General features: G+C 74.3%; 31 protein-coding genes. 17 read left to right on the top strand and 14 right to left on the bottom strand.

The annotated features are described in order from the left end of the window. Positions 1-134: 134 nt before the first annotated feature. Both ACYVKY_RS00870 and ACYVKY_RS00875 read right to left on the bottom strand, forming a co-directional pair. Positions 135-641: an RNA polymerase sigma factor gene (locus ACYVKY_RS00870; RefSeq protein WP_460433098.1), complete on the bottom strand. Its 507-nt coding sequence runs from the start codon at positions 639-641 to the stop codon at positions 135-137. Between the two features lie 66 nt (positions 642-707). Then, on the bottom strand, positions 708-1,574 hold the full coding sequence (locus ACYVKY_RS00875) for a phosphotransferase (RefSeq protein ID WP_460433099.1): 867 nt from the start codon (positions 1,572-1,574) through the stop codon (positions 708-710). Between the two features lie 208 nt (positions 1,575-1,782). On the opposite strand from ACYVKY_RS00875, the gene ACYVKY_RS00880 reads away from it, so the two are divergent. After that, a complete protein-coding gene (locus ACYVKY_RS00880; RefSeq protein WP_460433100.1) occupies positions 1,783-2,412 on the top strand; it encodes a TetR/AcrR family transcriptional regulator in 630 nt (209 codons plus the stop codon). A gap of 79 nt (positions 2,413-2,491) precedes the next feature. Here ACYVKY_RS00880 and ACYVKY_RS00885 read toward each other — a convergent pair whose 3' ends face one another. Next, positions 2,492-2,647 (bottom strand): DUF6131 family protein, encoded by a 156-nt coding sequence (locus tag ACYVKY_RS00885; RefSeq protein ID WP_460433101.1) that lies wholly within the window; start codon positions 2,645-2,647, stop codon positions 2,492-2,494. 132 nt (positions 2,648-2,779) lie between these two features. Here ACYVKY_RS00885 and ACYVKY_RS00890 point away from each other — a divergent pair, with 132 nt between their 5' ends. Beyond that, complete coding sequence (locus ACYVKY_RS00890; protein ID WP_460433102.1) at positions 2,780-3,328, top strand: phosphate-starvation-inducible PsiE family protein; 549 nt, start codon at positions 2,780-2,782, stop codon at positions 3,326-3,328. A gap of 646 nt (positions 3,329-3,974) precedes the next feature. Here the strand turns inward: ACYVKY_RS00890 and hisN are convergent. Beyond that, positions 3,975-4,808: a histidinol-phosphatase gene (hisN, locus tag ACYVKY_RS00895; protein ID WP_460433103.1), complete on the bottom strand. Its 834-nt coding sequence runs from the start codon at positions 4,806-4,808 to the stop codon at positions 3,975-3,977. An 88-nt stretch (positions 4,809-4,896) separates the two neighbouring features. Between hisN and ACYVKY_RS00900 the strand changes: the two genes are divergently transcribed. Together ACYVKY_RS00900 and ACYVKY_RS00905 are read left to right on the top strand one after the other, a co-directional pair. Continuing rightward, positions 4,897-5,184, top strand: a complete 288-nt coding sequence (locus ACYVKY_RS00900; protein ID WP_460433128.1) for a DUF2087 domain-containing protein — start codon at positions 4,897-4,899, stop codon at positions 5,182-5,184. Between the two features lie 174 nt (positions 5,185-5,358). Then, positions 5,359-5,808 (top strand): DUF2231 domain-containing protein, encoded by a 450-nt coding sequence (locus ACYVKY_RS00905; RefSeq protein WP_460433104.1) that lies wholly within the window; start codon positions 5,359-5,361, stop codon positions 5,806-5,808. Here the strand turns inward: ACYVKY_RS00905 and ACYVKY_RS00910 are convergent. Further along, positions 5,805-6,164 (bottom strand): DUF952 domain-containing protein, encoded by a 360-nt coding sequence (locus tag ACYVKY_RS00910; RefSeq protein ID WP_460433105.1) that lies wholly within the window; start codon positions 6,162-6,164, stop codon positions 5,805-5,807. The two genes, ACYVKY_RS00905 and ACYVKY_RS00910, sit on opposite strands and share 4 nt — an antisense overlap. Next, the gene (locus ACYVKY_RS00915) at positions 6,158-6,580 is read right to left on the bottom strand and encodes a hypothetical protein (RefSeq protein ID WP_460433106.1); all 423 of its coding nucleotides are present in this window, start codon (positions 6,578-6,580) and stop codon (positions 6,158-6,160) included. The genes ACYVKY_RS00910 and ACYVKY_RS00915 overlap by 7 nt, the downstream gene beginning before the upstream one ends. Positions 6,581-6,649: 69 nt before the next feature. Here ACYVKY_RS00915 and ACYVKY_RS00920 point away from each other — a divergent pair, with 69 nt between their 5' ends. Continuing rightward, entirely contained in the window at positions 6,650-7,408 is a 759-nt protein-coding gene (locus ACYVKY_RS00920) for an alpha/beta hydrolase (protein WP_460433107.1), read from the top strand. A 7-nt stretch (positions 7,409-7,415) separates the two neighbouring features. On the opposite strand, the gene ACYVKY_RS00925 is transcribed toward ACYVKY_RS00920, so the two are convergent. Genes ACYVKY_RS00925 through mce form a run of 4 tightly spaced genes read right to left on the bottom strand, consistent with a single transcriptional unit; the run spans position 7,416 to position 11,915 of the window. Continuing rightward, positions 7,416-8,621, bottom strand: a complete 1,206-nt coding sequence (locus ACYVKY_RS00925; protein WP_460433108.1) for a hypothetical protein — start codon at positions 8,619-8,621, stop codon at positions 7,416-7,418. Then, positions 8,621-10,051, bottom strand: coding sequence for an AI-2E family transporter (locus ACYVKY_RS00930; protein ID WP_460433109.1), 1,431 nt, complete (start codon positions 10,049-10,051; stop codon positions 8,621-8,623). The genes ACYVKY_RS00925 and ACYVKY_RS00930 overlap by 1 nt, the downstream gene beginning before the upstream one ends. Positions 10,052-10,108: 57 nt before the next feature. Next, a complete protein-coding gene (gene ccrA / locus ACYVKY_RS00935) occupies positions 10,109-11,443 on the bottom strand; it encodes a crotonyl-CoA carboxylase/reductase (protein WP_460433110.1) in 1,335 nt (444 codons plus the stop codon). A gap of 28 nt (positions 11,444-11,471) precedes the next feature. Continuing rightward, positions 11,472-11,915, bottom strand: coding sequence for a methylmalonyl-CoA epimerase (gene mce / locus ACYVKY_RS00940; RefSeq protein WP_460433111.1), 444 nt, complete (start codon positions 11,913-11,915; stop codon positions 11,472-11,474). Positions 11,916-12,038: 123 nt separating this feature from the next. On the opposite strand from mce, the gene ACYVKY_RS00945 reads away from it, so the two are divergent. Both ACYVKY_RS00945 and meaB read left to right on the top strand, forming a co-directional pair. Beyond that, the gene (locus ACYVKY_RS00945) at positions 12,039-13,241 is read left to right on the top strand and encodes an acetyl-CoA C-acetyltransferase (protein ID WP_460433112.1); all 1,203 of its coding nucleotides are present in this window, start codon (positions 12,039-12,041) and stop codon (positions 13,239-13,241) included. Positions 13,242-13,252: 11 nt separating this feature from the next. Beyond that, complete coding sequence (meaB, locus tag ACYVKY_RS00950; RefSeq protein WP_460433113.1) at positions 13,253-14,212, top strand: ArgK/MeaB family GTPase; 960 nt, start codon at positions 13,253-13,255, stop codon at positions 14,210-14,212. Positions 14,213-14,302: 90 nt separating this feature from the next. Here the strand turns inward: meaB and fliW are convergent, their stop codons facing one another. From fliW to ACYVKY_RS00970, 4 genes are all read right to left on the bottom strand, one after another. Continuing rightward, positions 14,303-14,707: a flagellar assembly protein FliW gene (gene fliW, locus ACYVKY_RS00955; RefSeq protein WP_460433114.1), complete on the bottom strand. Its 405-nt coding sequence runs from the start codon at positions 14,705-14,707 to the stop codon at positions 14,303-14,305. 82 nt (positions 14,708-14,789) lie between these two features. Next, positions 14,790-15,674 carry a flagellar hook-associated protein FlgL gene (gene flgL / locus ACYVKY_RS00960; RefSeq protein WP_460433115.1) on the bottom strand — a complete coding sequence of 295 codons (885 nt, stop codon included), beginning with the start codon at positions 15,672-15,674 and terminating at the stop codon, positions 14,790-14,792. Then, positions 15,671-17,062, bottom strand: coding sequence for a flagellar hook-associated protein FlgK (gene flgK, locus ACYVKY_RS00965; protein ID WP_460433116.1), 1,392 nt, complete (start codon positions 17,060-17,062; stop codon positions 15,671-15,673). The genes flgL and flgK overlap by 4 nt, the downstream gene beginning before the upstream one ends. 2 nt (positions 17,063-17,064) lie before the next feature. After that, positions 17,065-17,565, bottom strand: coding sequence for a flagellar protein FlgN (locus ACYVKY_RS00970; protein ID WP_460433117.1), 501 nt, complete (start codon positions 17,563-17,565; stop codon positions 17,065-17,067). 146 nt (positions 17,566-17,711) lie between these two features. Between ACYVKY_RS00970 and ACYVKY_RS00975 the strand changes: the two genes are divergently transcribed. The 10 genes from ACYVKY_RS00975 to fliF all read left to right on the top strand — a co-directional run bounded on the left by ACYVKY_RS00975 (position 17,712) and on the right by fliF (position 26,324). Further along, positions 17,712-18,605, top strand: a complete 894-nt coding sequence (locus ACYVKY_RS00975) for a sigma-70 family RNA polymerase sigma factor (protein WP_460433118.1) — start codon at positions 17,712-17,714, stop codon at positions 18,603-18,605. A gap of 101 nt (positions 18,606-18,706) precedes the next feature. Then, complete coding sequence (locus tag ACYVKY_RS00980; protein WP_460433119.1) at positions 18,707-19,831, top strand: flagellin N-terminal helical domain-containing protein; 1,125 nt, start codon at positions 18,707-18,709, stop codon at positions 19,829-19,831. Positions 19,832-19,940: 109 nt separating this feature from the next. Further along, positions 19,941-21,245: a flagellar filament capping protein FliD gene (gene fliD / locus ACYVKY_RS00985; protein WP_460433120.1), complete on the top strand. Its 1,305-nt coding sequence runs from the start codon at positions 19,941-19,943 to the stop codon at positions 21,243-21,245. Between the two features lie 65 nt (positions 21,246-21,310). Next, the gene (fliS, locus tag ACYVKY_RS00990) at positions 21,311-21,733 is read left to right on the top strand and encodes a flagellar export chaperone FliS (RefSeq protein ID WP_460433121.1); all 423 of its coding nucleotides are present in this window, start codon (positions 21,311-21,313) and stop codon (positions 21,731-21,733) included. A gap of 5 nt (positions 21,734-21,738) precedes the next feature. Then, positions 21,739-22,092, top strand: coding sequence for a hypothetical protein (locus ACYVKY_RS00995; RefSeq protein WP_460433122.1), 354 nt, complete (start codon positions 21,739-21,741; stop codon positions 22,090-22,092). Beyond that, positions 22,089-23,411 (top strand): EAL and HDOD domain-containing protein, encoded by a 1,323-nt coding sequence (locus tag ACYVKY_RS01000; RefSeq protein WP_460433123.1) that lies wholly within the window; start codon positions 22,089-22,091, stop codon positions 23,409-23,411. The genes ACYVKY_RS00995 and ACYVKY_RS01000 overlap by 4 nt, the downstream gene beginning before the upstream one ends. 241 nt (positions 23,412-23,652) lie before the next feature. Continuing rightward, positions 23,653-23,994, top strand: coding sequence for a flagellar basal body rod protein FlgB (locus ACYVKY_RS01005; RefSeq protein ID WP_460433124.1), 342 nt, complete (start codon positions 23,653-23,655; stop codon positions 23,992-23,994). Positions 23,995-24,007: 13 nt separating this feature from the next. Then, positions 24,008-24,406, top strand: coding sequence for a flagellar basal body rod protein FlgC (locus ACYVKY_RS01010; RefSeq protein ID WP_460433125.1), 399 nt, complete (start codon positions 24,008-24,010; stop codon positions 24,404-24,406). Beyond that, on the top strand, positions 24,403-24,738 hold the full coding sequence (gene fliE, locus ACYVKY_RS01015) for a flagellar hook-basal body complex protein FliE (RefSeq protein ID WP_460433126.1): 336 nt from the start codon (positions 24,403-24,405) through the stop codon (positions 24,736-24,738). Before ACYVKY_RS01010 ends, fliE begins: the two co-directional genes overlap by 4 nt. Further along, a complete protein-coding gene (gene fliF, locus ACYVKY_RS01020) occupies positions 24,738-26,324 on the top strand; it encodes a flagellar M-ring protein FliF (RefSeq protein ID WP_460433127.1) in 1,587 nt (528 codons plus the stop codon). The genes fliE and fliF overlap by 1 nt, the downstream gene beginning before the upstream one ends. Positions 26,325-26,492 lie beyond the last annotated feature (168 nt).

The raw sequence follows: 26,492 nt of genomic DNA on the forward strand, positions 1-26,492 counted from the left end.
CGCGGTCCGGCGGCGGCGGCGCGCCTCGCGGGCGATCGCGCCGGGGTCGACCGGACGGCGGGGCGCGAGGGCGGCGCCGCGCAGGTCGAGGGCGTCGTCGTCCACGGTCTGGGGGTCGTGCGAGGACGGACGGGTCACCGTGGGCTCCTCGTCGAGGGGGACAGGTCGTAGGCGGTGCGCAGCGACCGGAGCGCGCGCTTGGCGTGGCCGCGCACCGAGTCCTGCGACAGGCCGAGCACCTCGGCCGTCTCGGCGACGGTGAGCCGCAGGTAGTACCTGGCCACGACCACGGCGCGCTGGGCGTCGGGCAGGTCGTGCACGAGCAGCCGCAGGGCCGCGTCCTCGGCGTCGTCGGCGGCGGGGGCGGGGTCGACCAGGCGCGGGGCGGCGCGCCGCCGCACCAGCCGCCGCCGCATCGCCGAGCGGGCGAGGTTGACGGCGCACCGGTAGGTCCAGCCGCCGGGGGAGTCGAGCCGCGACACCGTGCGCCAGCGGCGGCAGGCCCGCACGAGCGCCTCCTGGGCGAGGTCCTCGGCCTCCTGCGGGTCGCGCAGGTACAGGCTCAGGGCGCCCACCAGGCGCGGGTACTCCGCGCGGCAGAAGCCGTCGAAGTCCGTCCCTGCGGCGACCGGTCCCGGCACGCGCACCACCCTCCTTCCACCCCTGCGCACGCGCAACGCCCGGCGGACGTGTCACGCCCGCCGGGCTCAGGGGCGCAGCAGCCGGACGAGGTCGAGCGCGGCGGGGGCGAGCGCCTGCTGGCGCGCCGCCCACGCGGGGTCGGGCGACAGCGTCCCCGCGACCAGCAGCGCCGTGGCCGCGCAGGTCAGCCGCAGCACCTCCTCGGCCGGCACCCCCGAGGCCGCCAGCACCTCGGCGCGGTCGTCGGCCGGGCCGGGCAGGTGCGCGCACAGGTACGCGAGGTCCCAGCCCGGGGGACCCGCGCACAGGTGCTCGAGGTCGATGAGGCGCAGCCGGCCCTCGTCGTCGAGCAGCCAGTTGCCGGGGTGCGGGTCGGCGTGCGTGGCCACCAGCTCCTCGGCGGGCGTGGTCGAGGCGCTCACCGACCAGTAGGCCTCCAGCAGCGCCTGCGCCAGCCCGGGATCGTCCGGCAGGGCCGTCCGCACGCGGTCGGCCAGGTGCGGCCGCGGCTTGGCGACGTCGGTGGCGGGCAGCGCCCGCAGCCCGGCGGCCGGGACCTCGGCGAGGTCGGCGAGCACGCGCGCCGCGGCGGCGAGCACCCCGGCGTCCCAGGCCGAGGCCGGCCCGCCGGCGACGGTCTGCATGACCAGGGCCGGGACGCCCGGGTCGGCCGCCACCGAGGCGGCGACCTGGTCGAAGCGGTGGGCGCGCAGGTGGGCCAGTGCCTCCGCCTCGCGCTGCACGGCGTGGCCGGCGCGCGAGTCGGGCCCGTGGTCGGTCCACTTCACGACGACGTCGTGGTCGCCCTCGAGGACGACCCGCGCCACCCGCATGCCCGAGAATCCTCCGCTCAGCGCCACGACGTCGACCGGCGCGCCCACCGTCACCGTGACGAGGGCGCGCACCGCGTCGGGCAGCGCGGGCGTGGCCATGGGCCGACACCCTGCCAGCGGCGGGGGCCCGCGCGCGCGGCGGGTCAGCCGATGCCGCTGGTGACGATCCTGGTCAGCACGGCGGCCAGGGCCAGCACGCCGATGAGGAGCGCGAGGCCGATCTGGGTCTGGCGCGTCTGCTCGTCCTTCATGTGTTCCCCGTTCGTGAGAATTACTGTGAACGCCAGTTACTGCTACTATCGTTCACATGAACCGGGGCGCTGTCAAACGGGACGGGCGGGCCGCGCGCTGGGCCGACCACCGCGAGACCCGCCGGGCCGAGCTCGTCGCCGCGGCGCTGCAGGCGGCCCGGCGGTTCGGCGCCGACTGCGGGCTGGCCGAGATCGCTGCCGAGGCCGGTGTCACCAAGCCGGTGCTCTACCGGCACTTCGACGACAAGGACGACCTGCTGCGCGCCGTGCTGGCGGCGATCGCCTCCGAGGTCTTCCTGCCCGCGATGGCCGAGGGGCTCGACCCCGCCGAGCCCGACGAGCGCGCGCTGGTCGAGGGGGCGATCGGCACCTACGTCGACCTGCTCAGCAGCGAGCGTCCGCTGTACGACTTCGCCCGGGCGCACTCGGCGGTGGCGGGGGGCGACTTCGTCGGGAGCATGGAGGACGCCCTGGCGCAGGCCCTGGTCGCGCTCGGGCGGTTCCGCGGCGGCGGCTCGGCGCTGGCCGGGGAGGGCGCCGGCCCGCTCACCGCCGCCTACGCGGTGGTCGGTGCCGTGCAGCTGGCGGTGCACCGGTGGCTGGTGGCCCGGGACCTGCCGGCCGAGGAGCTGGTGCGCACGCTGTCGGACGTGGTCTGGCACGGGCTCGCCCCGCGCGAGCCCTGACGCGACGGGCCTGCGTCCCCGGACGCACCACGGGCCCCGGACGCAGTGCGTCCGGGGCCCGTGGGCCGTTCGCGGTGGGTCAGAACCAGTGCTTGCGTCCGCCGATGGCGCGACCGGTGGCACCCAGGATCGCGAGCACGGCGCCCACGACGAGCAGGATGACGCCGATGGTGACAAGGATGCTGATGTTGGTGAAGAAGCCGATCAGCAGCAGGATCAGTCCGAGGACGATCAAGGGTTCCTCCGTACGGTTCAGCGTTCCCGAGTGGTCCCCGCACCCTCGGTTGGGCGGGACACACTGTGCACGCACTCCGGCGGGTCCGCACGTCGAAGCGCTCGCGGCGTGCCCGTCGGGCATGATGCGCGGGTGGCAGCGGCGGCGAAGGACCCCACGACGGCCCCGGACGTCCCGCCGCACGTGCGGTTCGGCAACCGGTTGATGGAGCTGGCCGAGACCGTCGTCTACGTCGGCATCGCCGCGCTGCTCGTCGTCATCGCCGTGGTCGTCATCGGCCGCACCGCCGCCGACGTCCCGGCCCTGTTCTCCGGGGGTTTCGACGGCACGCAGGCCACCGCGCTCGAGCTGCTCGACTCGCTGCTGCTCGTCTTCATCGTGGTCGAGCTGCTGTACGCCGTGCGGGCCACCATCGCCGAGCGGCAGCTGGTCGCCGAGCCGTTCCTGCTGGTCGGCGTGATCGCGTCCATCAAGGAGATCGTCGTCGTCTCGGTCAAGGCCGCCGACCTGATCGGGAAGCCGGAGTTCACCGACGCCGTCTGGCAGATCGGCGTGCTGGGCGTGCTGGTGCTGGCCCTCGGCGTCACCGCGTGGCTGCTGAGGCTCAAGGAGCGCGAGCCCGACGAGACCGACGACGACGACCCGGTCGGGGTGCCGCGCCCCGAGCGGTCGCCCGCGTGAGCCTGCTCCGCAGCAGCCGCGCCGACCTCGGCCTCGCGGCCACGGTGATGGCCTGGATCGGCCTGGTGCTGTGGTGCGACCGCAGCGGGCCGCTCGTCGAGCAGCTCGTCCTCGGTGCGTTCACCTGGGGCGTGCTGGTGCTGGCGCTGCGGCGCGAGAGCGCGCTCGTCCGCACCCAGACCCTGGTGGTGGTCGCGCTCGCGACGGTCGTCGAGGTGACGTTCTCGCCCCTGCTCGAGGCGTACGTGTACCGGCTCGAGAACGTGCCGATGTACGTCCCGCCCGGCCACGGGCTGGTCTACCTCGCCGCCCTCGCGCTCGGCCGCACCGCGCTGTTCGAGCGGTTCCGCCGGCCGCTCGTCGCGACGACCGTCGTGGTCGGCGGGGCGTGGGCCCTGCACGGGCTGCTGCTGTCCGAGCGCCCCGACGCGCTCGGCGCGTTCTGGTTCGTCTGCCTGCTCGGGTTCCTGCGCTGGGGACGCTCGCAGCTGCTGTACGTCGGTGCGTTCGTGGTGGTCTCGTGGCTCGAGCTGCTCGGCACCGCCTGGGGCACGTGGACGTGGGCCGAGCGCGACCCCGTGCTCGGCGTGGTGAGCCAGGGCAACCCGCCGTCCGGCGCGGCCGGTGGCTACGGCTGGTTCGACCTCTACGCGCTGCTGCTCGCGCCCTGGCTGCTGTCGCGGGCCAGGGCCGCCAGGACGGTGGTGTGCAGGTGGCCGTTGGTGGCCACCGCGTTCCCGCCGAAGGGGCCGTCCTCGCCGCCCAGCGAGGTGAACCGCCCGCCCGCCTCGGTGACGATCGGCACCAGCGCGGCCATGTCGTGCAGCGCGAGCTCGGGCTCGCAGGCGACGTCGACCGCGCCCTCGGCCACGAGCGCGTACGAGAAGAAGTCGCCGTAGGCGCGGGTGCGCCAGCACGAGCGGCCCAGGTCGAGGAACGCGTCGAGCAGGCCCCGCTCCTCCCAGCCGTGCAGGCTCGAGTACGACAGCGACGCGTCGGCCAGGTCGGTGACCGACGACACCTGCAGCCGGGTCGCCGACGACAGCGAGCGACCGGTCCACGCGCCCGACCCGACAGCCGCCCACCAGCGCCGGTTCAGCGCCGGCGCCGACACCACGCCGACCACCGGGCGGTCGCGGTCGAGCAGCGCCACCAGGGTCGCCCACACCGGCACGCCGCGGACGAAGTTCTTCGTGCCGTCGATGGGGTCGACCACCCAGACCCGCTGGCCGTGACCGGTCGTGCCGCCCTCCTCGCCCTGCACGGCGTCGCGCGGGCGGGTGCGGCGCAGCTGCGAGCGCACCAGCTCCTCGGCGTCGCGGTCGGCGTCCGACACGGGGGTGAGGTCGGGCTTGGTCTCGACCCGCAGGTCGAGCGCCTTGAACCGCGACATGGTGAGCGCGTCGACCTGGTCGCAGACGACGTGCGCGAGCCGCAGGTCGTCGTCGTACGACTCGGCGCGGCGGCTGGTCTCGGTCACGCCAGGACCGTACCGGGGCCCGGGCACCCCGCCCCGCATCTCGCACGACACCCCGCGCCCGCCGCGCGATGATGGCCCGGTGGAACGGATGCCCCTGCACCTGGCCCTCGAGGACCGCGAGAAGGTCCTGGCCGTCTACCTCGACGACGACGGCTCGATCCGGCAGATCCCGCGCAAGCACCGCAAGAAGCTGGTGCTGCTCGACCACGTCAGCCGCGTGTTCGAGCCCGGCGCGCGGTACGAGGAGAGCGAGGTCAACGCGCTCTGCCGCTCGTTCCACGACGACGTCGCCCTGCTGCGCCGCCTGCTCGTCGACGAGGCGTTCCTGGCCCGCGAGGCCGGCGTCTACTGGCGCATCGGCGGCACCGTCGAGTGACTGCCCGTCTCGCCAGCTCGTTTCGATAGTTCAGTGCCGGAAGTGACACCGGAGTGGGGGAGCGACACGCGTGCCGTGCCAGGAAGCATCGTCCGGTGGACTCGGCGGGGGCGCACAGGCGGCTCCCAGGTCGCCTTGAGGTGTTCTTGAGACTTCACACGGGATGATCCCGGCATGGACGACCTCTTCGGCTCGATCGCCGGCCTCCCGCTGCACCCGCTCGTCGTCCACGGCGTGGTGGTGCTGCTGCCGCTGATGGCGGTGCTGACGGTCGTGGTGGCGGTGCTCGGACGGCTGCAGCGGGCGGCCTGGTGGGTCGTCGCCGGCAACGCCGTCGTCACGCTGATGGCGCTGGTGGCCAAGGAGAGCGGCGAGCGGCTCGAGGCGGCGCTGCCGCCGGGCAACGAGGCGATCAAGCGGCACACCGAGCTCGGCGACGTGCTGCCGCTGTTCGCCCTCGGCCTGCTGGTGGCCTCGGTGCTCGCGGCGCTGCTGCGCTCGAACGCGCGGCTGCGCTGGGTGGGTGCCGCGCTGGTGCTCGTGGCGGGCGTGGCGGCGGTCGTGTGGACGGTGCTCACCGGCCACAGCGGGTCCGAGGCGGTCTGGGGCGGGTTCGAGGTCTAGTCCGGCACCGCGTACGGCCTGGTGCCCACGACGGCCGCCACCGGCACCGGCCCGTACACGTGGGGGAACGGGTCGGGCGCTCCTGGCACGTCCTCCCACCGCACGGGCGAGCCGGCCGCCTCGAGCGCGGCGACGTCGAGCTCGAGCAGCAGCAGCGGCTCGCCGGCGTCCGCGTAGAAGGCGCGCGCCACGCCGTCGACCTGGTGCGGCTCGCTGGTGTGGACGAATCCCACCTGCTCGAGGGTCAGGCCCCGCGTCGACACCTCGTACCGGCCGACCTGCTGCGCCTGCTCCCAGTCGGACGCCAGCGCGAGGTGCAGGACGGTCGCGGGCCTGGACGTGGGCGGTGTCACCACTGCACACCACCTGCCAGCAGCGCGGTCTCGGCCTGGAACCGCTGGTCGGTCGACAGCGGCCCGCGGGCGGTCTGCGCAGCGGGGTGTTCGACGCCGGCGACCCGGCAGGTGCGCAGCAGCACGTCGTCGTAGGCGCCCTCGCTGGCGCGGACGCGCTCGAACTTGCCCGGCTGGTCGCAGGCGTGTGCGCGCTGGACGGTGCGCGAGAGCCGTTGCAGCTCCAGCGTGCAGATGAGCAGCTCGACCTCCTCGTCCACGCGGACGGGCTCGGGCACCCGGACCCCGACGGCCCGGCCGAGGGCGGTGAGGAAGCGGCGGGTGCGGGTCCACGGCCGGCGGCGCAGGGCGCGCAGGCACCTGCCGGCGACCCCCGTCGCGAGCGCCAGCGACACGCAGAAGACCAGCAGCACGAGCATCAGAACCGTCCCTCCTCTCCAGTGTGCCCGCCGGAGGCCGTCCGCGGTACCGGACTACGTTGGGTGCCCGTGAGCACCCCCATCCGGTCCGGCACGGTCCTGCCCGCGCGCCGCGAGGACGTCGAGCTGCACACCGCGGACGGGCTCACCCTGGTCGGCGAGCTCGCGCTCCCGCTCGACCGCGACCCGGTGGCGACCCTGGTGACGCTGCACCCCCTGCCCACGCACGGCGGGTTCATGGACTCGCACGTGTTCCGCAAGGCCTCGTGGCGGCTGCCGGCGCTCGCGGACGTCGCGGTGCTGCGCTTCAACCTGCGGGGCGTGTCGAGCCCGCGCGGCACCAGCGAGGGCGCCTTCGACTCCGGCGACGCCGAGCGGTACGACGTGGCCGCGGCGATCGAGCTGGCCGAGTTCCGCGACCTGCCGAACCGGTGGCTGGTGGGCTGGTCGTTCGGCACCGACCTGGCGCTCATGCACGGCAACGACCCCTCGGTCGAGGGCGCGATCCTGCTGTCGCCCCCGCTGCGGTTCTCGGCGCCGCAGCACCTGCAGGCGTGGGCCGCGTCCGGCCACCCCGTGCTCGCGCTCGTCCCCGAGCTCGACGACTACCTGCGCCCGGACGAGGCGCGGGAGCGGTTCGCGGCGATCCCGCAGGCGCGGGTGGTGGGCGTCGACGGGGCCAAGCACCTGTGGGTGGGGGAGTCGGCGGTGCGGCGGGTGCTCGACGAGGTCGTCGCCCAGGTCGCGCCGGACGTGCCGCTGCCGCTGCCGACCACCTGGGACGGCGAGTTCGAGACCCACGACGACCTGCACCCGCGGCAGGGCTGACCGGGTCCTAGCCCCAACCGGCCGGGGAGGACGGCTCCACGGCCTCGGCCACCCAGGCGCTGAACACCGGCAGCCCCCACCACCGCTGGTCGGTGGCGACGGCGACCGCCGCGAACGGCCGGTCGAAGCGCAGGGTCGCGATGCGGCGCGGGACGTCGTGCTCCGGCACCAGCGCGCCGCGCGCCAGGAAGCCCACGGCGGTGACCGCGGCTGCCTCGAAGCCCGCCGTGTCGAAGCCGGCGACCGCGCTCTGGGCGGCGTGGACCTCGATCGGGTGGAAGCGCGACGGGACGAGATCGGCCATCGTGGGTGCGAGACCGGCGAAGCCGCAGGTGATCTCGTCGGCGAGGTTGAGTCGCGTCGACGCCTTCCACGCCGGCAGCACCGCGTCGACCTGCTCCGGCCGGGCGTCGGGGGAGTGCGCGTGCGCGCGCGCGTCGCGCAGCGTCCAGGCGTGGCCGTCGCCGGGCAGGTCCCACAGCGAGACGGTGCGGAGGGTGCCGGTGGCCGCGTCGGGGGCGAGCTCGAGGGCCGCTCGCAGCACGTCCTGCGGCGCGGCGCCGCGCTCGTCGACGACCGACACGACCGCGAGGCCGGGTGCCGTCGCGACGTGCACACCGACCAGGCGTCCCTCGTGCCGGACGACGCCTCCGGGCGCCGACGTCGCCGACAAGGCGCGCCGCACCGCCCAGTCGGAGGCGGGGCCGAGGGCCTCGGCGCCGACGGGGTCGAACGGGGCGTCCCACTGCACGCGCGTGGCGAGGGCGGTGGCGAGGAGCAGGAAGGTGTCGGGGTCGAGGTCGAGGGGGAACCGCTCGACCAGGCCGTCGGTGCTGCGCGAGGCCCAGCCGTCCAGGACCTCCTGGGACGGCAGCGGACCCGTCGGCACGGTGGCCGGCAGGGCGGCGGTCCAGCGGTCGACGGCGTCCGCGCCGGGCAGCGGCTGGGCCCAGGCCGCGGCGGCGACCCGCACCGCCGGTGGCGGGGACGCGAGCAGGCGCAGGGCGTGCTCGCGCGAGGCGACCGGGTCGGCACCGAGCGCGTCGGCGAACCCGTCGGCGTCGACGGCACCCGGCAGGTCGGCCAGCACCGCGAGCAGCAGCCAGGCACCGAGCGGGGAGGCGACGTGGTGCGCCGGGCCCTCGCGCAGCGCGTGGGCGTGCAGCCGCCCCGCGTACCCCTGCACGGCCGCCAGCAGGTCGGGTGCGACCACTACAACCTGTCCTGGCGCGGCATCACGACCTCCTGCACGACGAGCAGGATGCCCGCCGCGAGCGGGATCGCGATGAGGGCGCCGAGGGCGCCCAGCAGGCCGGCGCCGACGAGCGCGGCCACGATGGCGACGCCGCCGGGCACCGACACGGTGCGCGCCATCACCTTCGGTGCGATCACGTAGTTCTCGACCTGCTGATACACGACGTAGTAGACGAGCACGATGATCGCGGTGGGCAGCGAGACGAACAGCGCGACGGCCGTCACCAGCACCGCGCCGATGGTGGCGCCGACGAGGGGGATGAGCCCGAACACCCCGACGACGATGGCCAGCACGGCGGGGTAGGGGATGTCGAGCAGCAGCATCATCACGTACGAGCAGATGCCGTTCAGGGTGGCGATCGCGATCTGCCCCATCACGTAGCCGCCGATGCGCTTGCTGATCTCGTCACCGAGCAGCTGCACCCGGTGCCGCCGCGTGGCAGGCACCAGCCGGTACGCGGTGCTGCGCAGGGTGCGCATCGACGCGAGGAAGTAGAGGGTCAGGATCAGCACGGTCAGGGTGCTGAACACCCCTCCCAGCAGGGCCTGCCCGGCACCGAGCACGCCGCCGAAGACGGCGGCGAACGTCTCGCCGTTGCCGAGCCGCTGCTGCAGCTCCTCGGTGACCCGGCCGACGATGTCGTACCGCTGGTCGAGGTCGACGAACCAGGGGGCGCGCTGCACGTCGGCGACGTAGCCGGGCAGCTGCCGCACCAGCTCCGAGCCCTGGTCGACGATGATCGGCACGACCATGAACCCGAAGCCGACGAAGACGGCGATGACGAAGAGGAACACCACCGCGATCGCCCAGCCGCGGCGCAGCCCGTGCCGCACGAGCCACTCCACGACCGGCTCGAGCCCGAGCGCGAGGAACAGGGCGACGACGAGCAGCGTGATGGTGCCGGACACCCGGTCGAGCGCCTGCACCAGGCCGATGGCCATCAGCACGCCGACCGCGCCGACGAACCCGACGTAGAAGGGGTGGGCGCGGTCGAAGTCGCGCCCGGGACGGCCGAACCGCCCCGGGTGGGCGGGCAGGGGCGCGGCCGTCGGGTCGTGCTCGGGCGCGGGGTCGCCCTTCGGCGTCGCGCCGGCGGGGGCGTGGCCCAGCGCCTCGGCGACCGGGGGCGGGACCGTGCTGACCGTGCTCCCACCCGCCGTGGCGGTGTCGGCGCGCGCGGCAGCCCGCTCCGCCAGCATCTCGTCGAGCGTCTGGAAGCCGCCGTGGCTGCGGCCGAGCTCGCGGCGGCGCACCAGCGCCTCGCGGACGCCGCGCCGCCCCTCCGACGAGCCGACGGCGGTGCGCAGCCGGGCGAGCAACCCCGGTCGTGGCGGGAAGGACGGTGGTGCGGTGCCTGCGGCCGTCCCCTGCTGCTCGTCGTCGGCCATCCGCCCCATCCGATCGCGCCCTCGACCCCCGAGGTGCCTGGAGCACCCAGCCTAGGGTCACACGTCGCGGAAGCGGTTGATCTCCGTCTCGTAACGGGCGCGGGTCTCGGGGTCGGTGACGCCGAGGCCGGCCTCGGGCGCGAGCGCGAGGACGCCGACCTTGCCCTGGTGCACGTTGCGGTGCACGTCGTGCGCGGCCTGGCCGACCTCGTCGAGGGCGTAGGTGCGCGACAGCGTCGGGTGGATGATGCCGCGGGCGATCAGGTCGTTGGCCTCCCACGCCTCCCGGTAGTTCGCGAAGTGCGAGCCGACGATGCGCTTGAGGTTCATCCAGAGGTAGCGGTTGTCGTACTCGTGCACGAAGCCGGACGTCGACGCGCAGGTGACGATGGTGCCGCCCTTGCGCGCGGCGAACACGCTGGCGCCGAACGTCTCCCGGCCCGGGTGCTCGAACACGATGTCGACGTCGTGACCGCCGGTCAGCTCGCGCACGCGCTGGCCGAAGCGGCGCCACTCCTTGGGGTCCTGCTGGGTGTCCTCGTCGTTCCAGAACCGGTAGCCCTCGGCCTTGCGGTCGATGATGAGCTCGGCGCCCATCGCGCGGCAGATCTCCGCCTTCTCCGGGCTGGACACCACGCACACGGGGGTGGCGCCGGCGGCCAGGGCCATCTGCGTCGCGTACGAGCCGAGACCGCCCGAGGCACCCCAGATCAGCACGCGGTCACCGAGCTTCAGCCCCGCGCCGTTGCGCGAGATGAGCTGGCGGTAGGCCGTGGAGTTGACCAGGCCGGGGGAGGCGGCCTCCTCCCAGGTGAGGTGCGCCGGCTTCGGCATCAGCTGGTTGGTCTTCACCAGCGCGAGGTGGGCCAGGCCGCCGAAGTTGGTCTCGAAGCCCCAGATGCGCTGCTCGGGGTCGAGCATCGTGTCGGCGTGGCCGTCCGGCTTCTCCAGCTCGACGGAGAGGCAGTGCGCGACCACCTGGTCTCCGGGCTTCCAGGCGTGCACGCCGGCCCCGGTGCGCAGCACGACGCCGGCGAGGTCGGAGCCGACCACGTGGTACGGCAGGTCGTGGCGGGCGGCCAGCGGCGAGGTGCGGCCGTACCGCTTCAGGAACCCGAACGTCGAGACCGGCTCGAAGATCGACGTCCACACGGTGTTGTAGTTGATCGCGCTGGCCATCACGGCGACGAGCGCCTCGCCGGGGCCGAGCTCGGGGGTCGCGACGTCCTCGACGTGCAGCGACCTGCGGGGGTCCTTGTCGCGGCTCTCGAGCCCCTCGAACATCCCCACCTCGTCCTCGTGGACGGTGACGGCGCGGTAGTGGTCGGGGAGGTCGAGGCCGCCGACGGACTCGAGGTCGCCGGCGAGGATGGCGTCGCGGATCTGGTCCATGCCGCCGGAGGTTACTGACGAGTCGGGGTCAGTGGCCGTCGTTGTGATCGACGCCACCGGCGGCGGGCTCGACCAGCTCGACCAGCACCCCGCCGGCGTCCTTCGGGTGCACGAAGTTGACTCTGCTGCCTGCGGTCCCACGACGCGGCGCGTCGTAGAGCAGGCGCAGGCCGCGCTCGCGCAGCGTCGCCGAGACCGCGTCCACGTCGTCGACGCGGTAGGCGACCTGCTGCACGCCGGGCCCGCTGCGGTCGAGGAACCTCGCGATCGTCGACGCCGGCGACAGCGGCGCGAGCAGCTGCACGGCGGCGTCCCCGACGCCCATCATCGCCTCGCGCACGCCCTGCTCCTCGTTGACCTCCTCGTGCAGCAGCGCCATGCCGAAGGTGTCGCGGTAGAACGCGATCGCGGTGTCGAGGTCGGGCACGGCCACGCCCACGTGGTCGATCTGGCGGAAGAGCGGTTCGGTCATGCCGCGAGGGTAGGCGCGGAGCACACCCGCGTGCCCCGTGACCTGGCTCACCGCACCGGGTGGGCCGGGGTCCCCGCGGGTAGGCTCGCAGGAGGCCCGAAGCCGTCCCCGCAGGAGGAACCCGTGTCCAGCCGCACGTCCGTCATCGTCGCCGGAGCCCGCACCCCGATGGGGCGGATGCTGGGCTCGCTCAAGGACTTCTCCGCCTCCGACCTCGGTGGTGTCGCCATCCGGGGCGCGCTCGAGAAGGCCGGCGTGGCGCCCGAGCAGGTCGAGTACGTGATCCTCGGGCAGGTGCTGCCCGCCGGCGGGGGGCAGGCGCCCTACCGCCAGGCGGCGGCCGCCGCCGGCATCCCGATGAGCGTGCCGTCGCTGGGCATCAACAAGGTCTGCCTGTCCGGCATCGACGCGATCGCGCTGGCCGACCAGCTGATCCGCGCCGGCGAGTTCGACGTCGTCGTCGCGGGCGGCATGGAGTCGATGACGCAGGCGCCGCACCTGCTCGAGAAGAGCCGCTCCGGCTACAAGTACGGCGACGTCGCGGTGCGCGACCACATGGCCCACGACGGCCTCTGGGACGCCTTCACCGACCAGCCGATGGGCGGGCTCACCGAGCAGGCGAACACCGGCGACCTCGCGTTCACCCGCGAGGAGCAGGACGAGTTCGCCGCGCGCAGCCACCAGCTCGCGGCGAAGGCCTGGAAGGACGGGCTGTTCGACGACGAGGTCGTGCCCGTCTCGATCCCCCAGCGCAAGGGCGACCCGCTGGAGTTCAAGGACGACGAGGGCATCCGCGCCGACACGACCGCCGAGTCGCTGTCGCGGCTGCGGCCCGCGTTCAGCAAGGACGGCACGATCACGGCCGGCTCGGCGTCCCAGATCTCCGACGGCGCATGCGCGGTCGTGGTGATGAGCCGCGAGAAGGCCGAGGAGCTCGGGCTGTCGTGGATCGCCGAGATCGGCGCGCACGGCGTGGTCGCCGGGCCCGACTCCACGCTGCAGAGCCAGCCCGCCCGGGCGATCGTGCGCGCCTGCGAGAAGGAGGGCATCACGCCCGCCGACCTCGACCTGGTCGAGATCAACGAGGCGTTCGCGGCGGTCGGCCTCGCGTCGACCAAGGAGCTCGGCGTCGACGCCGACAGGGTGAATGTCAACGGCGGCGCGATCGCGCTCGGCCACCCGATCGGCATGAGCGGCGCCCGCATCGTCCTGCACCTCGCGCTCGAGCTCGGGCGTCGCGGCGGCGGCGTCGGCGCGGCCGCGCTCTGCGGCGGCGGCGGTCAGGGCGACGCGCTGCTGCTCCGCGTCCCCGCCGCCCAGGCCTGAGCCGGAACCCGTTGCCGGGCAACGGGATCGATCTCGACGCCCTCCTCGCGCAGGCGCGCGAGGGGTCGGCGCGCGCGGTCGCGCGGCTGGTCTCGCTCGTCGAGGACGACGCCCCGCAGCTGCCCGAGCTGATGGCCGCCCTCGCACCGCACGCCGGACGCGCGTGGGTCGTGGGGATCACCGGGTCGCCGGGCGTGGGCAAGTCGACCACGACGTCGGCCCTGGTCACCGTGCTCCGCGCGCGGGGCGAGCGGGTCGGGGTGCTCGCGGTCGATCCGTCGTCGCCGTTCTCCGGCGGCGCGCTGCTCGGCGACCGGGTGCGGATGGGCGACCACGCCCTCGACCCGGGCGTCTACATCCGGTCGATGGCCACCCGCGGCCACCTCGGCGGGCTGGCGCGCGCGACGCCGCAGGCGCTGCGGGTGCTGGACGCCGCCGGCTGCGACGTCGTGCTGGTCGAGACCGTCGGCGTCGGGCAGAGCGAGGTGGCCGTCGCCGGGTCGGCCGACACCACGCTCGTGCTGCTCGCGCCGGGCATGGGCGACGGCGTCCAGGCGGCGAAAGCCGGTGTGCTGGAGGTCGCCGACGTCCTCGGCGTGAACAAGGCCGACCGCGACGGCGCCCGGGCCACCGTGAACGACCTGCGGGGGATGGTCTCGCTCGCGGAGCGCCGCGACGCGGGCGACTGGCGGGCGCCGGTCGTGAGCCTCGTCGCCTCGCGCGGCGAGGGGGTCGAGGAGCTGCTCGAGGCGCTCGAGAAGCACCGCGACTGGGCGGCGGCGTCGGGCGAGGCCGACCGGCGGCGACGCGCGCGGGTGGCCGCCGAGGTCGAGGAGATCGTCCTGGCCGAGCTGCGGTCGCGGGTGGAGGGTCCGGACGGGACGGGGCTGGACGCCGTGGCCGCCGAGGTGGTGGCCGGGCGGACCGACCCGTACGCCGCCGCGCGCCGGGTGCTCGACGGGCTCGGCTGACCGATTCGCACAACGCCGGTGGCGCGACACAACCGTCCGGACGGTTGTGCGACGACGATCGTGCTGTGCGAGCGGGAGGGCCTGCTCGGGTCAGCCGCCGAAGGGGGCGCGCAGGGGGAGGTCGCGGTCGACCTGCACCACCTGGGCGGCACGGCCGGTGACCGCGTTCACCACCACCGGCGCCACGTGGTTGACCGTCGTCGAGGCGAGGGAGTCGCCGGCGTTGAGCACCAGCAGCACCAGGGCGTCCTCGGGCTCGCGCAGCTCGAGGTCGCCGGCGACGTCGTCGTCGACCTCGGCCTCGTACCCGGGCGCGCACACCCAGGGGGCGGCCAGCAGCAGGCGCACGTCGGGGTCCTCGAGGCTGCGCAGCGCGAACAGGCCGCCGACCTCGTCGAGGCGCACGAGCGCGAACCGGTGCAGCCCGGCCAGGCCGGGGAGCCCGGCCGAGAAGGTCAGCTCCGGCAGGTCGGTGCCCGTCCTGGTCGCGGTCATCACGCTCATCGTAGGTCCGTTCCTCGTGCGGTCCGGGGGGACGCGCTGGTGCCGTCGGGGCGGGTCGCGCCGGTGGGCGCGGTCACCGCAGGAAGTCCATCAGGGTGGGCTGGATGACCTTGGCCGTCGCGGCGAGCGAGGCCTGGTAGGCCACCTGCTGGGTCTGCAGCTCCAGCACGGTCTTCGGCAGGTCGATCTCCTCGACCTGGGCCAGCTGCGAGGTGCTCGCCAGGCTCGCGTCCTTGATGCCCTGCGCGGCGCGCTCGATCCGGGCGTAGCGCGCGCCGGTGTCGGCGACCGCGCCGGTGAAGCGCGCGAACGCGGCGTCGAGGTCGGCCAGGTGCGCGTTCAGCTGCGTCGGGTCGGCCACGACGTCGGTGGCGATCCGGTCGAGGATCGACAGCACCGAGGTCGCCGCGTCCGCGCCGAAGACCTGGGCGCCGGAGGTGTCGACGCGCACCGTGGTGGCGGCGTCGACCCGGCGCTGCAGCGTGCCGCTGTCGCCCTGGTAGGTCCCGTCCGCGGCGAAGGCGGTCGGCGACGCGGTGGTGCCGCCGAACACGGGCCGGCCGAGGTAGGTCGAGTTGGCGACGGCCAGCAGGTCGTCGCGCAGCCCCTTCACCTCGACCGCGATCGCCTGACGCGCCTCGACCGACATGGCACCGGTGTTCATGCCCTGCAGCGTCAGGTTGCGCGCGTTCGCGAGCAGCTCGGTGCCCGAGCGCAGGGCCTGCTCGCCGGCCGACAGCCAGCCGAGGCCGTTGTCGGCGTTGCGGGCGTACTGCGCCTGCGCCTTGACGTCCTGGCGCAGGCCGAGCGCGGTGACGGTGCCGGTCGGGTCGTCCGACGGCTTGGCGATCGCGCGTCCGCTGGTGAGGCGGGCGTTCAGCTCGGACGAGGCGCGCATCCGCGCCTGCAGGCCGAACAGGGCCGAGTCGGCCATCATCCGGTGCGTGATGCGGGTCATCGGCCCACCACCCCCGTGCGGTTGATCAGCGTGTCGAGCGCCTGGTCGACGGCGGTCATGACGCGGGCGGCGCCCTCGTACGCGCGCTGGAACATCACCAGGTTCGTCATCTCCTCGTCGATGTCGACGCCGGTGGTCGACAGCAGGTCCGACTGCGCGCGGGTCGCGACGGCGGCGGCGACGTCGGCGCGACCGCCGAGGGCCTTGACCTCGACGCCGGTGCGCACGACGAGCTGCGACCACACCTGGTCGGGGCCGCCGTCGACGGTGCCGAGCGCGGCCAGCCGGTCGGCGAGCGTGCCGTCCTTGCTGCCCGCACCCGCGGCGGCCGCGGCCAGCTTCATCGGGTCGGCCAGCAGGTCGGGGTTGATCGCGATGGTGGCCGACGACGAGCCGGCACCCACGACGAAGAACGATTGGCCGGACGTGCCGTCGGGCGCCTGGCCGGTGGTGTGCAGGGCGTTGACCCGGTCGGCGAGCGCGGTCGCGACGGCGTCGTACCCGGCGGTCACCGCGGGCAGGGTGGTCTGCATCGACTCGGTGAGCGCACCGGCCACGCCGCCGGCCGAGACGGCGCTGCCGTCCGGCCAGGTCAGCCGCACCGGCGAGGCGCCGCTCACGTCCTCGATCCGGGTCGGCGCGACCAGCGCGAGCGTGCTGGCGCGGTCGCCGTCGACGAGCGGGATGCCGCCGACCAGCACGCGGTTGGTGCCGTCGGCCTTGAGCTGGCTGGTGGCGCCGGTGAGCTCGGCGAGCCGCAGCACGAGCTGGTCGCGCTGGTCGACCAGCTCGTGCGCCTCGCCGTTGGACTCGCGGATGGTGGTGTTCAGGGTCGCCACCGACGCCGCGAGCGAGTTGACCTCGTCGCGGACGGCCGCCGCCCGGGTGCGGGTCTGGTCCCACTGCAGGGCGGTGCCCCGGTTGCCCGAGTGCAGCAGGTCGACGACGCGGGAGGCCTGCTGCAGCACCGCGGTGCGCGCGGCCGGGTCGTCGGGGGAGTTCGACAGGTCGCCGAAGGTGTTCCAGAGCTCGCCGAGCGCGGCCGAGATGCCGTCGTCGCCGGGCTCGGCGAACCGGCCCTCGACCTGGCTGAGCACGTCGGCCTTGGCCGCCAGGAAGCCGTGGTCGGCGGTGGAGGAGCGGACGCGGGCGGCGGCGAGCTCGTCCGACAGCCGCACGATGCCGGCGACGGTGACGCCGCTGCCGTACGGCATCGCGCTGCCCTGCAGCGAGTGCAGCGACACCGGGCCGAGCGCCTGCAGGTCCGCGCGCTGGCGGGTGTAGCCGACGGTGCTGGCGTTCGCGACGTTCTGGCCGGTGAGGTCGAGCGCGCGCCGCTGCGACAGCAGCGACGACAGCGCGATCGACAGACCTCCGAAGCTCGACACGGCTACAGCGCCTCGTCCAGCAGGTGGCTGCGGCCGGTGGCGGTCGCGGTGCGGCCGCGCGGGTCGTAGGTGCCGGCGCCGACGGTCTGCGCGGGCTCGGCGGCGAGGCTGCGCAGCGCCTCCTGCGCGGCCTTCTGGCCGGCGCTCAGCACGTCGCGGTTCGCCTGGGCGAGCTCGGAGATCTCCTGGGTCAGGGCCAGGAACGCCTCGCGGTGGCCGTGCAGCAGCTCGTTCCACGGCTCCGGCGCGGCGTCGGCGATCTCGCGCAGGCTCGGACCGGGACGCAGTCCCAGCTCGGCCGCCGCGGCCTCGACCTCGGCTGCGCGCAGCAGCTCGGCGGTGCGCACCTGCTCGAGCACCAGCTCGACCTCGCGGGTCGCGTGCGGCAGCCAGCGGGTGCGGCCGGCGGTGAGCAGCAGCTGCTCCTCCTCGAGCTTGAACAGCAGCTGCTCGAGGAGCTCGCGCGTGTGCCACAGCACGGTGGACACCTCTGCCAGTCCCATGGCTCCCTCTCAGGTGGACGCGCGTCGTCACGGGCCGTGACGTGCTCCCCGTCCCATCGGCACCTCGGTGGGCCACCTGAGGAATCCGCGGTACCAGATCTGCGTGAGGACTCAAGGAAGCGGTCCGACGCGACGAACTGCTCGGTGTGACCACCACCCCCCGCGTCGAGGACGCCACCGAGCAGCTGGTCCGCGACCACCTGCCGGTCGTCGGCTACGTGGTGCACGAGGTCGCCGGACGCCTGCCGGGCCACGTCGACCGCGACGAGCTGGTCTCCGCGGGCATGGCCGGCCTGGTCGCCGCCGCCCGCGCCTACGACCCTGCGACCGGCGTCCCCTTCGCGCGGTACGCCAACACGCGCATCAAGGGCGCGGTGCTCGACGAGCTGCGCGCGATGGACTGGAGCAGCCGCGGCGCCCGCCGCCGCTCGCGCGAGCTCGGCCGCACCGAGGACGACCTGCAGGCCCGTCTCGGCCGCACCCCCACCACGAGCGAGCTGGCCGGCGAGCTGCAGGTCGAGGTCGCCGAGCTCGACCGACGCCGCGGCGAGCGCGAGCGCGCCCTGCTCAGCCTGGACGCCTACGACGGCGCCGTCGCCGAGCACCTGCCCGCGACCACCACCCCCGACCCCGAGCAGCACGCCCTGGCCGTGGAGCGGATGGGGTACCTGCGCGCCAGCCTCGACGCCCTGCCGCAGCGGCTGCGCGCGATCGTGGTCGGAACCTTCCTCGAGCAGCGCCCGATGGCCGAGATCGCCGCCGAGCTCGGCGTCACCGAGTCGCGCGTCAGCCAGCTGCGCACCGAGGCGCTCGGGCTGCTGCGCGACGCGATGAACAGCCAGCTCGACCCCCAGCGCCTGCCGGCGTCCGGCACGCTCGGCCCGACCGTGACCCGCCGCCGCGAGGCGCTCTACGCCCAGGTCGCCGCGAACGCGCTCGCCGGTGGCGTGGTGGCGCGCTCGCTGGTCGCGCCGCCGGTCCCCGCGCAGCGCCGTCCCGACCACGACCGCGCGCACGTCGCCGTCTCCTGGACGGCCTGAGAAAACTTCAGAAGCTTTCCCTCAGGTCCGGGTCCCCCGGGCCGATGGGTCAGGTGCAGCCCACGGAAGGGCTACGACACAACTCTCACGGAGGAACCACCATGTCCATGCGCATCAACACCAACGTCGCGGCGATGAACGCCTACCGGAACCTGTCGGTCACCGAGGGCTCGCTGTCGAAGTCCCTGGAGAAGCTCTCCAGCGGCTTCCGCATCAACCGCGCCGCCGACGACGCCGCCGGCCTCGCCATCTCCGAGGGCCTGCGCTCGCAGGTCGGTGGCCTGAAGGTCGCCGTCCGCAACGCCCAGGACGGCATCTCCGTCGTCCAGACCGCTGAGGGCGCGCTCACCGAGGTGCACGCGATCCTGCAGCGCATGCGCGACCTGGGTGTCCAGGCCGCGAACGACACGAACAACAGCTCGGCCCGCACCGCCATCGGCAACGAGGTCACCGAGCTGCGTGGCGAGCTCGACCGCATCGCCAAGTCGACCAACTTCAACGGCACCAAGCTGCTGGACGGCTCCGCCAACACGCTGAGCTTCCAGGTCGGCGCGGGCTCGGACTCGGCGACCAACTCGATCTCGTTCAACTTCGACACCGCCGACGTCTCCGGCGTGGTCACCGCCCTGCAGAGCGGCGGCGGCAACAAGCACGTGGTCGCGACCCCGACCGACGTCGCGGGTGACTGGACCTTCTCCACCACCGGGACCGTGGCCTCCGCCACCGTCGCCATGGGCACCGCCGGTGACCTGAAGACGGTCCAGCAGGTCGCCGACAAGCTCAACAGCAACTCCGGCTTCGCCGCCAGCTTCCGGGCCAGCGTGAACCAGGACAACGAGCTCGTCGTCAACGCCACCAACGGCGGCACCCTGGCCGTGACCGCCCCCGGCACCGGTGGCGCCGCGGGCACCGCCGTCACCGGCGGCGTGCAGTTCAACTCGGCCGCGAACGCCCGTCTGGCGCTCGACACGATCGACACGCAGATCACCAAGATCTCGACCGCTCGTGCGAACCTCGGTGCGGTGCAGAACCGGTTCGAGCACACCATCAAGAACCTCAACGTCGCGGTGGAGAACCTGTCCGCGTCGGAGAGCCGGATCCGTGACACGGACATGGCCTCGGAGATGGTGTCCTTCACGAAGAACCAGATCCTGAGCCAGGCCGGCACGGCCATGCTGGCCCAGGCCAACCAGTCCTCGCAGGGCGTGCTCTCGCTCCTGCGCTGACGAACTCCGGGCCGGTCCCCGCCACCACGGGGACCGGCCCGGCTCCGTCCGTCCACGCGACGGGCACCACGACGTAGGGGTCACCACGACCTAGGGGGAGGGACCCGCGATGGCCGGCATGTCGATCGGCGGACTCGTCAGCGGTCTCGACACGTCCACGATCATCAGCCAGCTGATGCAGATCGAGGCCCTGCCCCAGGCGGCGCTGAAGTCGCGCGTCACGGCCACCAACGCCCAGGTCGGCTCGCTGCAGTCGGTCAACACCCGTCTGCAGGCCGTGCTCACCTCGCTCGACACCCTCGCCAAGGGCACCACCTGGACCGCCACCACGGCGTCGTCCTCCAGCACCTCGGCCACCGCCACCACCTCGGCCGACGCCGTCCCCGGCAGCGTCCGCTTCGACGTCACGGCCGTCGCCTCCTCCGCCTTCACGGCCTCGACGGTGGTCGACGCCGACGACGCGATGGCGCCGGCGAACGGCACGATCACGATCACCAAGGGCGGCACCAGCAAGGCCGTGCAGCTCGGCGAGGCCACCGACGTGGTCTCGGTCGCCGCGGCCATCAACGCCGCCGGGGCCGGCGTGCGCGCCACCGCCCTCAAGGTCGCCGACGGCCAGTACCGGCTGCAGGTCACCTCGACCACGACCGGTGCGGCGCAGGGCTTCACGGTCGACGGGCTGGTCGGCTACGACGACATCCGCCGGGCCGGCACCGACGCCGCCATCGACCTCGGCGCCGGGTTGACCCTCACCTCGGCCGACGGGTCGTTCGTCGACGTCCTGCCGGGCACCACGGTCAAGGTCACCGCGCTCGCGACGGGCGTCGAGATCGGCGTGAAGCGCGACGACAACGTCGCCTCGAACGCGACCAAGGGCCTGGTCGACGGGCTCAACACGCTGCTGCAGGACATCAAGAGCCACACCCGCACGAAGGTGGCCGGCGACAGCACCAGCACCGCCGGCCCGCTCGTCGGCGACGGGCTGCTGCGCTCGCTGTCGCAGCGGCTGCTGTCCAGCGCGAGCGGGGGGCCGTCCGGCACCGCGCCGGTCGGCGTCCAGACCACCCGCGACGGCCAGCTCTCGTTCGACGCCAAGGTCTTCGCCGACAAGCTGGCGGCCGACCCCGCGGCTGCCCGCACGATGGTCACCGACCTGGCCACCCGGCTGCGCGAGGTCGTCGGCGGTGCCACCGGCCCCGACGGCACCGTCACCACCGCGATCACCCGGCGCCAGGACGCCGCGAAGGACCTCGGCGTCCAGGTCGACGCCTGGGACGTCCGGCTCGCGAGCCGCCGCTCGGGCCTGGAGCGCCAGTACGCGGCGCTCGAGACGGCCCTGCAGGGCCTGCAGAGCCAGTCGTCCTGGCTCTCCAGCCAGCTCGGCAGCCTGCCGAGCTGGAGCAACGGGTCCTGACCCGGACGCCCACCCACCCACCAGACCTGCCCGATCGACCCACCCCCACGGACGGAGGAGGACCGATGTACGCGACCACCTACGGGGCGAACGCCGCCCGCGCGCGCTTCGTCGACGACGCGCTCTCGACGGCGACCCCGGCCCAGCTGCTCACCCGGCTCTACGACCGGCTGGTGCTCGACCTGCTGCGCGCCGAGCAGGCCCTGCGCGCCGGCGAGCGCGGCCCGGCCAACACCCAGCTCCAGCACGCCCAGGCCATCGTCGCCGAGCTGCTGTCGAGCCTCGACACCTCCGCGTGGGAGGGCGGGCCCGGTCTGGCGTCCCTCTACTCGTACCTGCTCACCGAGCTGGTCGGGGCGAACGTCGAGGGCGACGCCGACCGCGTCGCCGCCTGCCGCGGCCACGTCGAGCCGCTGCGCGACGCCTGGCACGAGGCCGCGCGCCTCGCCGCGTCCACCACCGCCGTCGCGGTCGGCCAGGTGCTCTGAGCCCGATGCCGCCGTCCGTCGTCGCCGCGCCGCAGTGGCAGCACGAGTGGGAGAGCGCCCTGGAGGCGCTCGAGCTCGACGTGCGCGCCTGCGAGGGGCTCCTGCACGCGCTGCACGCGCAGCAGGACCTGCCGGACGGCGACGCGGTGATGCGGGCGCGCTGGCAGCCGCCCGCCACGATCGGGCCCATCCCGCGACCGCTCGTCGAGCGGGCGACCGCGCTGCTGCACCGCCAGCAGGACGTGGCGCGGCAGCTCGCGCTCGCCGCCCACCGCAACCGCCAGCACCTCAAGGTGGCCGAGCACGCCGGCGGGGGTGTCCGCGCCGCGGCCCCCGTCTACCTGGACGTCGCGCTGTGAGCGCGCAGCCGGAGCTCCCCGACGCGGTCGTCACCGAGGTCGCGCCGACGCGGGGCGGACCCGCGTCGGGGCGCGCCCGCATCGGCCGGCAGAGCATCCACGACCGCACCGGCGCGGTCGTCGGCCACGAGCTGCTGTTCCGCGGGGTCGACGGGCACGTCTCGACGGTCGGCCCCACGCCGGGCGGCACGGCGGGCGACCCGTCGCCCTCGGCGACCAGCGGTGAGCTCGCCACCTCCCAGGTGATCGCGGCGACGTTCGGTGACTTCGGCGTCGACCGGCTCGGCGGCGGTCACCCCCTGTTCCTCAACGTCACCCGGTCGTTCCTCGTGGGTGACCTCCCGCTGCCGTTCGGGCCCGAGGGCGTGGTGCTCGAGGTGCTCGAGGACATCGGCGTCGACGACCGCCTGGTCGAGGCGGTCACGGCCCTGCGCGCCCGCGGCTACCGGTTCGCCGTCGACGACTTCACCGGCGAGTTCGAGCGCGAGCGGCTGCTCCCGCTGTGCGACGTGGTGAAGATCGACGTGCTCGGCGTGCCCGCCGACGAGCTCGCCGCCGTCGTGCGGCGGTGCCGCGAGACCGCCCCGGCCGCGCGGGTGCTCGCGGAGCGGGTCGAGGACGAGGCGTCGCTCGCGCGCTGCCTGGAGGCCGGCGCCGACCTGTTCCAGGGCTACCACTTCCAGCGTCCGGCGGTGCTCGAGACGGTGCGGATGTCGCCGTCCCAGGCCGTCTCGCTGCAGCTGCTCGCCGCCCTCGGCCAGCCGGACTCCTCGGCGGAGGAGCTCGAGCAGATCGTCTCGGCCGATCCCGGCCTGGTGCTGCGCATCCTGCGGACGGCGAACTCGGCCGCGTCCGGGTCGCGGCGCAGCATCACCTCGCTGCGCCAGGCGCTGGTGCTGCTCGGGCCGGCGTCGCTGCGCGCCTGGGTCATGCTCACCCTGATGGGCGGGCTGGCCGAAGGGCGCCGCGACGACCTGCTGCTCGTGCTCTCCCGGGCCGCGGCCTGCGACGTGGTGGCCGGCTGGACCGGCGCCGACCGCAGCGCCGCCTACACCGCGGGCATGCTGTCCGGCATCGCGCAGGTGCTGCGCACCGGCCTCGACCAGGTGTGCTTCGGCGCGGGCCTCGACGAGGACCTCTCGCGAGACCTGGTGTTCGGCGTCGGGCCGGTCGGTTCCGTGCTGCAGGCCGTGCTCGCGCACGAGCTCGACGACCAGGGGTCGCCGACGCTGCAGGGCCTGTCGTGGATGGACCTCTCGCGCGCCGCCCTGCTCGGCTGGTCGACGGCCCTGGAGACGACCGACCGCACGCTCGGCTGACCCACCCCGCCGGCCCACGAGCGCGTCGACCACCCGCGTCGGGCGCCTCACGCCCGGTGACCGGCCCGCGCCCGTGCGGACCACTGGCACCGAACTGCACGTGAACGCTCAAGGACGACCCCCCTCGCGCCGAACCTGTTGTCGGAGCGACGGATCGCCCCACCTCGGCCACGGACCGGCCGCACGAGCCCCACCCCCGACGGATCGCCGTCGGCCGGGGCAGAGCGAACGGGGTAGGTCCGTGTTCAACGACGTCACCGGGGTCGCGCTGCACAGCGCGCTGGCCGGGCTGTCGGCCCGGCAGCGGGCGATCGCCGACAACATCGCCAACGTGCAGACGCCGGGCTACCTGGCCCGCAAGACGCAGTTCGAGGACTCGCTGCGCCAGGCCGTCGCCTCCGGCAGCGGCGTCGCCACCTCCACCAGCGCGCGCTCGCTCGAGCCGACGCGCGAGGACGGCAACAACGTCAACCTCGACCACGAGGTCATCTCCAACATCGACACCGGTCTGCGCTACCAGCTGGTGACCCGGGCGGTCGACGACCGGTTCACGCTGATGCGCACCGCGCTGCGGACGCAGTGACGGCGGCAGCGACATGACCCTCTTCAACGCGATCGGCGTCGCCGGCACCGGCGTCACCGTGTACCGCAAGTGGCTCGACGCGGTCAGCGACAACATCGCCAACATCAACACGGTGCGCCCGACCGACCAGGCGGCGTTCCAGGCCCGCTACGTCGTCGCCCGCGAGGCCGGCGAGAACCAGGGCGTCCAGGTGGGCGGCGTGGCGCTCGGCTCGGCCGAGGGCCGGCTCGTCTACGACCCGACCAACCCGCTCGCGGACGAGGGCGGCTACGTGCGGATGCCCGACATCGACCTCGGCAGCCAGATGACGCAGATGATCATGGCGCAGCGCGGCTACCAGGCGAACCTCACCGTGATCGACCGGGCCAAGGACGCCTACCAGGCGGCGCTCGGGATCGGACGCGGGGCATGACGTTCATCGGCGCGGTCAGCGGCGTCTCGGGCGTGAGCGGCCCGGGCGCGATGTCGGGCGTCACCGCCGCGGCGCGTGCGCTCGCCACCCCCGAGAGCGACGCGACCGGCTCCGGCTCGTTCGCGGCGACCCTCGGCCGGCACCTGGACGGCGTCCAGCAGCTGCAGGGGACCGCCGACTCGCTGGCCGTGCAGGCCGCGACCGGTGACCTCACCGACGTGCACGACTACATGATCGCGGCCACGCAGGCGCGGGTCGCGACCGAGCTCACCGTCACCGTGCGGAACAAGGCCGTCGAGGCCTTCAACGAGATCATGAGGATGCAGGCCTGATGCAGAACCGACTCGTGGGTGTGCTCCGGGGAGCGGGCTCGACCTTCTCCCAGTTCAGCACCCCGCAGAAGATGATCGCGGCGATCGGCATCGCCGTCCTGGTGCTCGGCGGCGCCGCGTTCATGCGCTGGGCCAGCACCCCGACGCTGCAGCCGCTGTTCACCAACCTCGCCGCGAGCGACGCCAGCGCCATCGTCGACCAGCTCGACTCCGAGGGCGTGACCTACGAGCTGGCCGACGGCGGCTCCAGCATCCTCGTGCCGCAGACCGAGGTGTACCGGATGCGGCTGGCGATGTCGTCGGCCGGCCTGCCCGCCAGCGCCGACACCGGCTACGCGCTGCTGGACGAGCAGGGCGTGACCGCCTCGCAGTTCCAGCAGCAGGTGACCTGGCAGCGCGCGCTGCAGGGCGAGCTCGCCCGCACCATCTCCTCCATCCAGGGCGTCGAGGCCGCGACCGTGAACCTCGCCATCCCCGCCAAGGACGTCTTCCTCGACGAGACCGCGACCCCGACCGGCTCGGTGCTGGTCGAGACCCGCCCCGGCGCGGAGCTGCCCGCCCAGCAGGTGCAGTCGATCGTCCACCTGGTGGCCTCGAGCGTCGAGAACCTCTCGCCCGACGACGTCACCGTGGTCGACGGCGACGGCCGGCTGCTGTCGGCCGCCGGCTCCGGCGGCGGCGCCGCGGGCGGTCTGCGCGACCAGCAGACCACCGACTACGAGTCCCGCGTCTCCAGCGCGCTGCAGTCGGTGCTCGACACCGTCGTGGGCCCGGGCAACGGCTTCGCCACGGTGACCGCCGACCTCGACTTCGACTCGACCGACCGCACGTCCGAGACCTTCTCGGCCCCCGAGGACACCCCGCCCCTGTCGTCGAGCACCACCTCCGAGCAGTACACCGGCGGCGGCGGCGCCGCGACCGGCGTGCTCGGCCCGGACAACATCCAGGTGCCGTCCGGCACCGGCGACTCCGACTCCAGCTACACGAAGACCTCGACCACGGAGAACAACTCCGTCAACAAGGTCACCGAGCGCACCTCGACCGCGCCGGGATCGCTGCGCCGGCAGTCGGTCTCGGTGGTCGTGAACAGCCGCAGCGTCGGCGACCTCGACATCACCGCCCTGCGCGACGCGGTCACCGCCGCCGCCGGCATCGACGCCGAGCGCGGCGACGTGCTCTCGGTGTCGCGGATGCCGTTCGACACCAGCTCCGCCGAGGCGGCGGGCACGGCCCTCGAGGAGGCCAAGGCCGTGGCGGCCGCCGAGCAGAAGGGCGAGCTGATCCGCACCGGTGCCATCGCCGGCGCCGTGGTGCTGCTCGCGATCGTGGTCCTGCTGCTCACGCTGAAGCGCCGCAAGAAGGTGCGCCGCGACGAGATCGACCTCGGCGAGATGCGCGTGCTGGAGCCGGGTCCCGGCCAGCGCGAGCTCGACCGCGTCGACGAGGACGACCCCCGCTCGCTGCTGCCCCGCCAGCGCACGCCCGACTCGGCCGAGCGCCGCAGCGACGTCATCGAGCTCGTCGAGCGCCAGCCCGACGACGTCGCCGAGCTGCTGCGCGGCTGGCTCGCCGACCGGAGGGCCTGATGACCATCGACCTCGGCGACCTCGCCGTCGCAACACCGTCGAGCACGTCCGCCGCCACCGAGCGCGAGCGTGCCGCGGCCCGCGCCAGCGGGTACGCCGCGGGCTGGGCCAGCGGCGCCCAGGCGGCGCACGCCGCCTCCCGCCGCCAGCTCGACGCCGACCTGGCCG

The organism is Angustibacter speluncae (genome assembly GCF_054777815.1).

What these genes read in the sequence shown, in the direction of transcription:
- ACYVKY_RS00875 (WP_460433099.1), bottom strand. Translation starts at nt 1,574, where the DNA reads ATGGCCACGCCCGCGCTGCCCGACGCGGTGCGCGCCCTCGTCACGGTG.
- ACYVKY_RS00880 (WP_460433100.1), top strand. Translation starts at nt 1,783, where the DNA reads ATGAACCGGGGCGCTGTCAAACGGGACGGGCGGGCCGCGCGCTGGGCC.
- ACYVKY_RS00900 (WP_460433128.1), top strand. Translation starts at nt 4,897, where the DNA reads ATGCCCCTGCACCTGGCCCTCGAGGACCGCGAGAAGGTCCTGGCCGTC.
- ACYVKY_RS00905 (WP_460433104.1), top strand. Translation starts at nt 5,359, where the DNA reads ATGGACGACCTCTTCGGCTCGATCGCCGGCCTCCCGCTGCACCCGCTC.
- ACYVKY_RS00915 (WP_460433106.1), bottom strand. Translation starts at nt 6,580, where the DNA reads ATGCTCGTGCTGCTGGTCTTCTGCGTGTCGCTGGCGCTCGCGACGGGG.
- ACYVKY_RS00930 (WP_460433109.1), bottom strand. Translation starts at nt 10,051, where the DNA reads ATGGCCGACGACGAGCAGCAGGGGACGGCCGCAGGCACCGCACCACCG.
- ccrA (WP_460433110.1), bottom strand. Translation starts at nt 11,443, where the DNA reads ATGGACCAGATCCGCGACGCCATCCTCGCCGGCGACCTCGAGTCCGTC.
- mce (WP_460433111.1), bottom strand. Translation starts at nt 11,915, where the DNA reads ATGACCGAACCGCTCTTCCGCCAGATCGACCACGTGGGCGTGGCCGTG.
- fliW (WP_460433114.1), bottom strand. Translation starts at nt 14,707, where the DNA reads ATGACCGCGACCAGGACGGGCACCGACCTGCCGGAGCTGACCTTCTCG.
- flgL (WP_460433115.1), bottom strand. Translation starts at nt 15,674, where the DNA reads ATGACCCGCATCACGCACCGGATGATGGCCGACTCGGCCCTGTTCGGC.
- ACYVKY_RS00970 (WP_460433117.1), bottom strand. Translation starts at nt 17,565, where the DNA reads ATGGGACTGGCAGAGGTGTCCACCGTGCTGTGGCACACGCGCGAGCTC.
- ACYVKY_RS00980 (WP_460433119.1), top strand. Translation starts at nt 18,707, where the DNA reads ATGTCCATGCGCATCAACACCAACGTCGCGGCGATGAACGCCTACCGG.
- fliD (WP_460433120.1), top strand. Translation starts at nt 19,941, where the DNA reads ATGGCCGGCATGTCGATCGGCGGACTCGTCAGCGGTCTCGACACGTCC.
- fliS (WP_460433121.1), top strand. Translation starts at nt 21,311, where the DNA reads ATGTACGCGACCACCTACGGGGCGAACGCCGCCCGCGCGCGCTTCGTC.
- ACYVKY_RS00995 (WP_460433122.1), top strand. Translation starts at nt 21,739, where the DNA reads ATGCCGCCGTCCGTCGTCGCCGCGCCGCAGTGGCAGCACGAGTGGGAG.
- ACYVKY_RS01010 (WP_460433125.1), top strand. Translation starts at nt 24,008, where the DNA reads ATGACCCTCTTCAACGCGATCGGCGTCGCCGGCACCGGCGTCACCGTG.
- fliE (WP_460433126.1), top strand. Translation starts at nt 24,403, where the DNA reads ATGACGTTCATCGGCGCGGTCAGCGGCGTCTCGGGCGTGAGCGGCCCG.
- fliF (WP_460433127.1), top strand. Translation starts at nt 24,738, where the DNA reads ATGCAGAACCGACTCGTGGGTGTGCTCCGGGGAGCGGGCTCGACCTTC.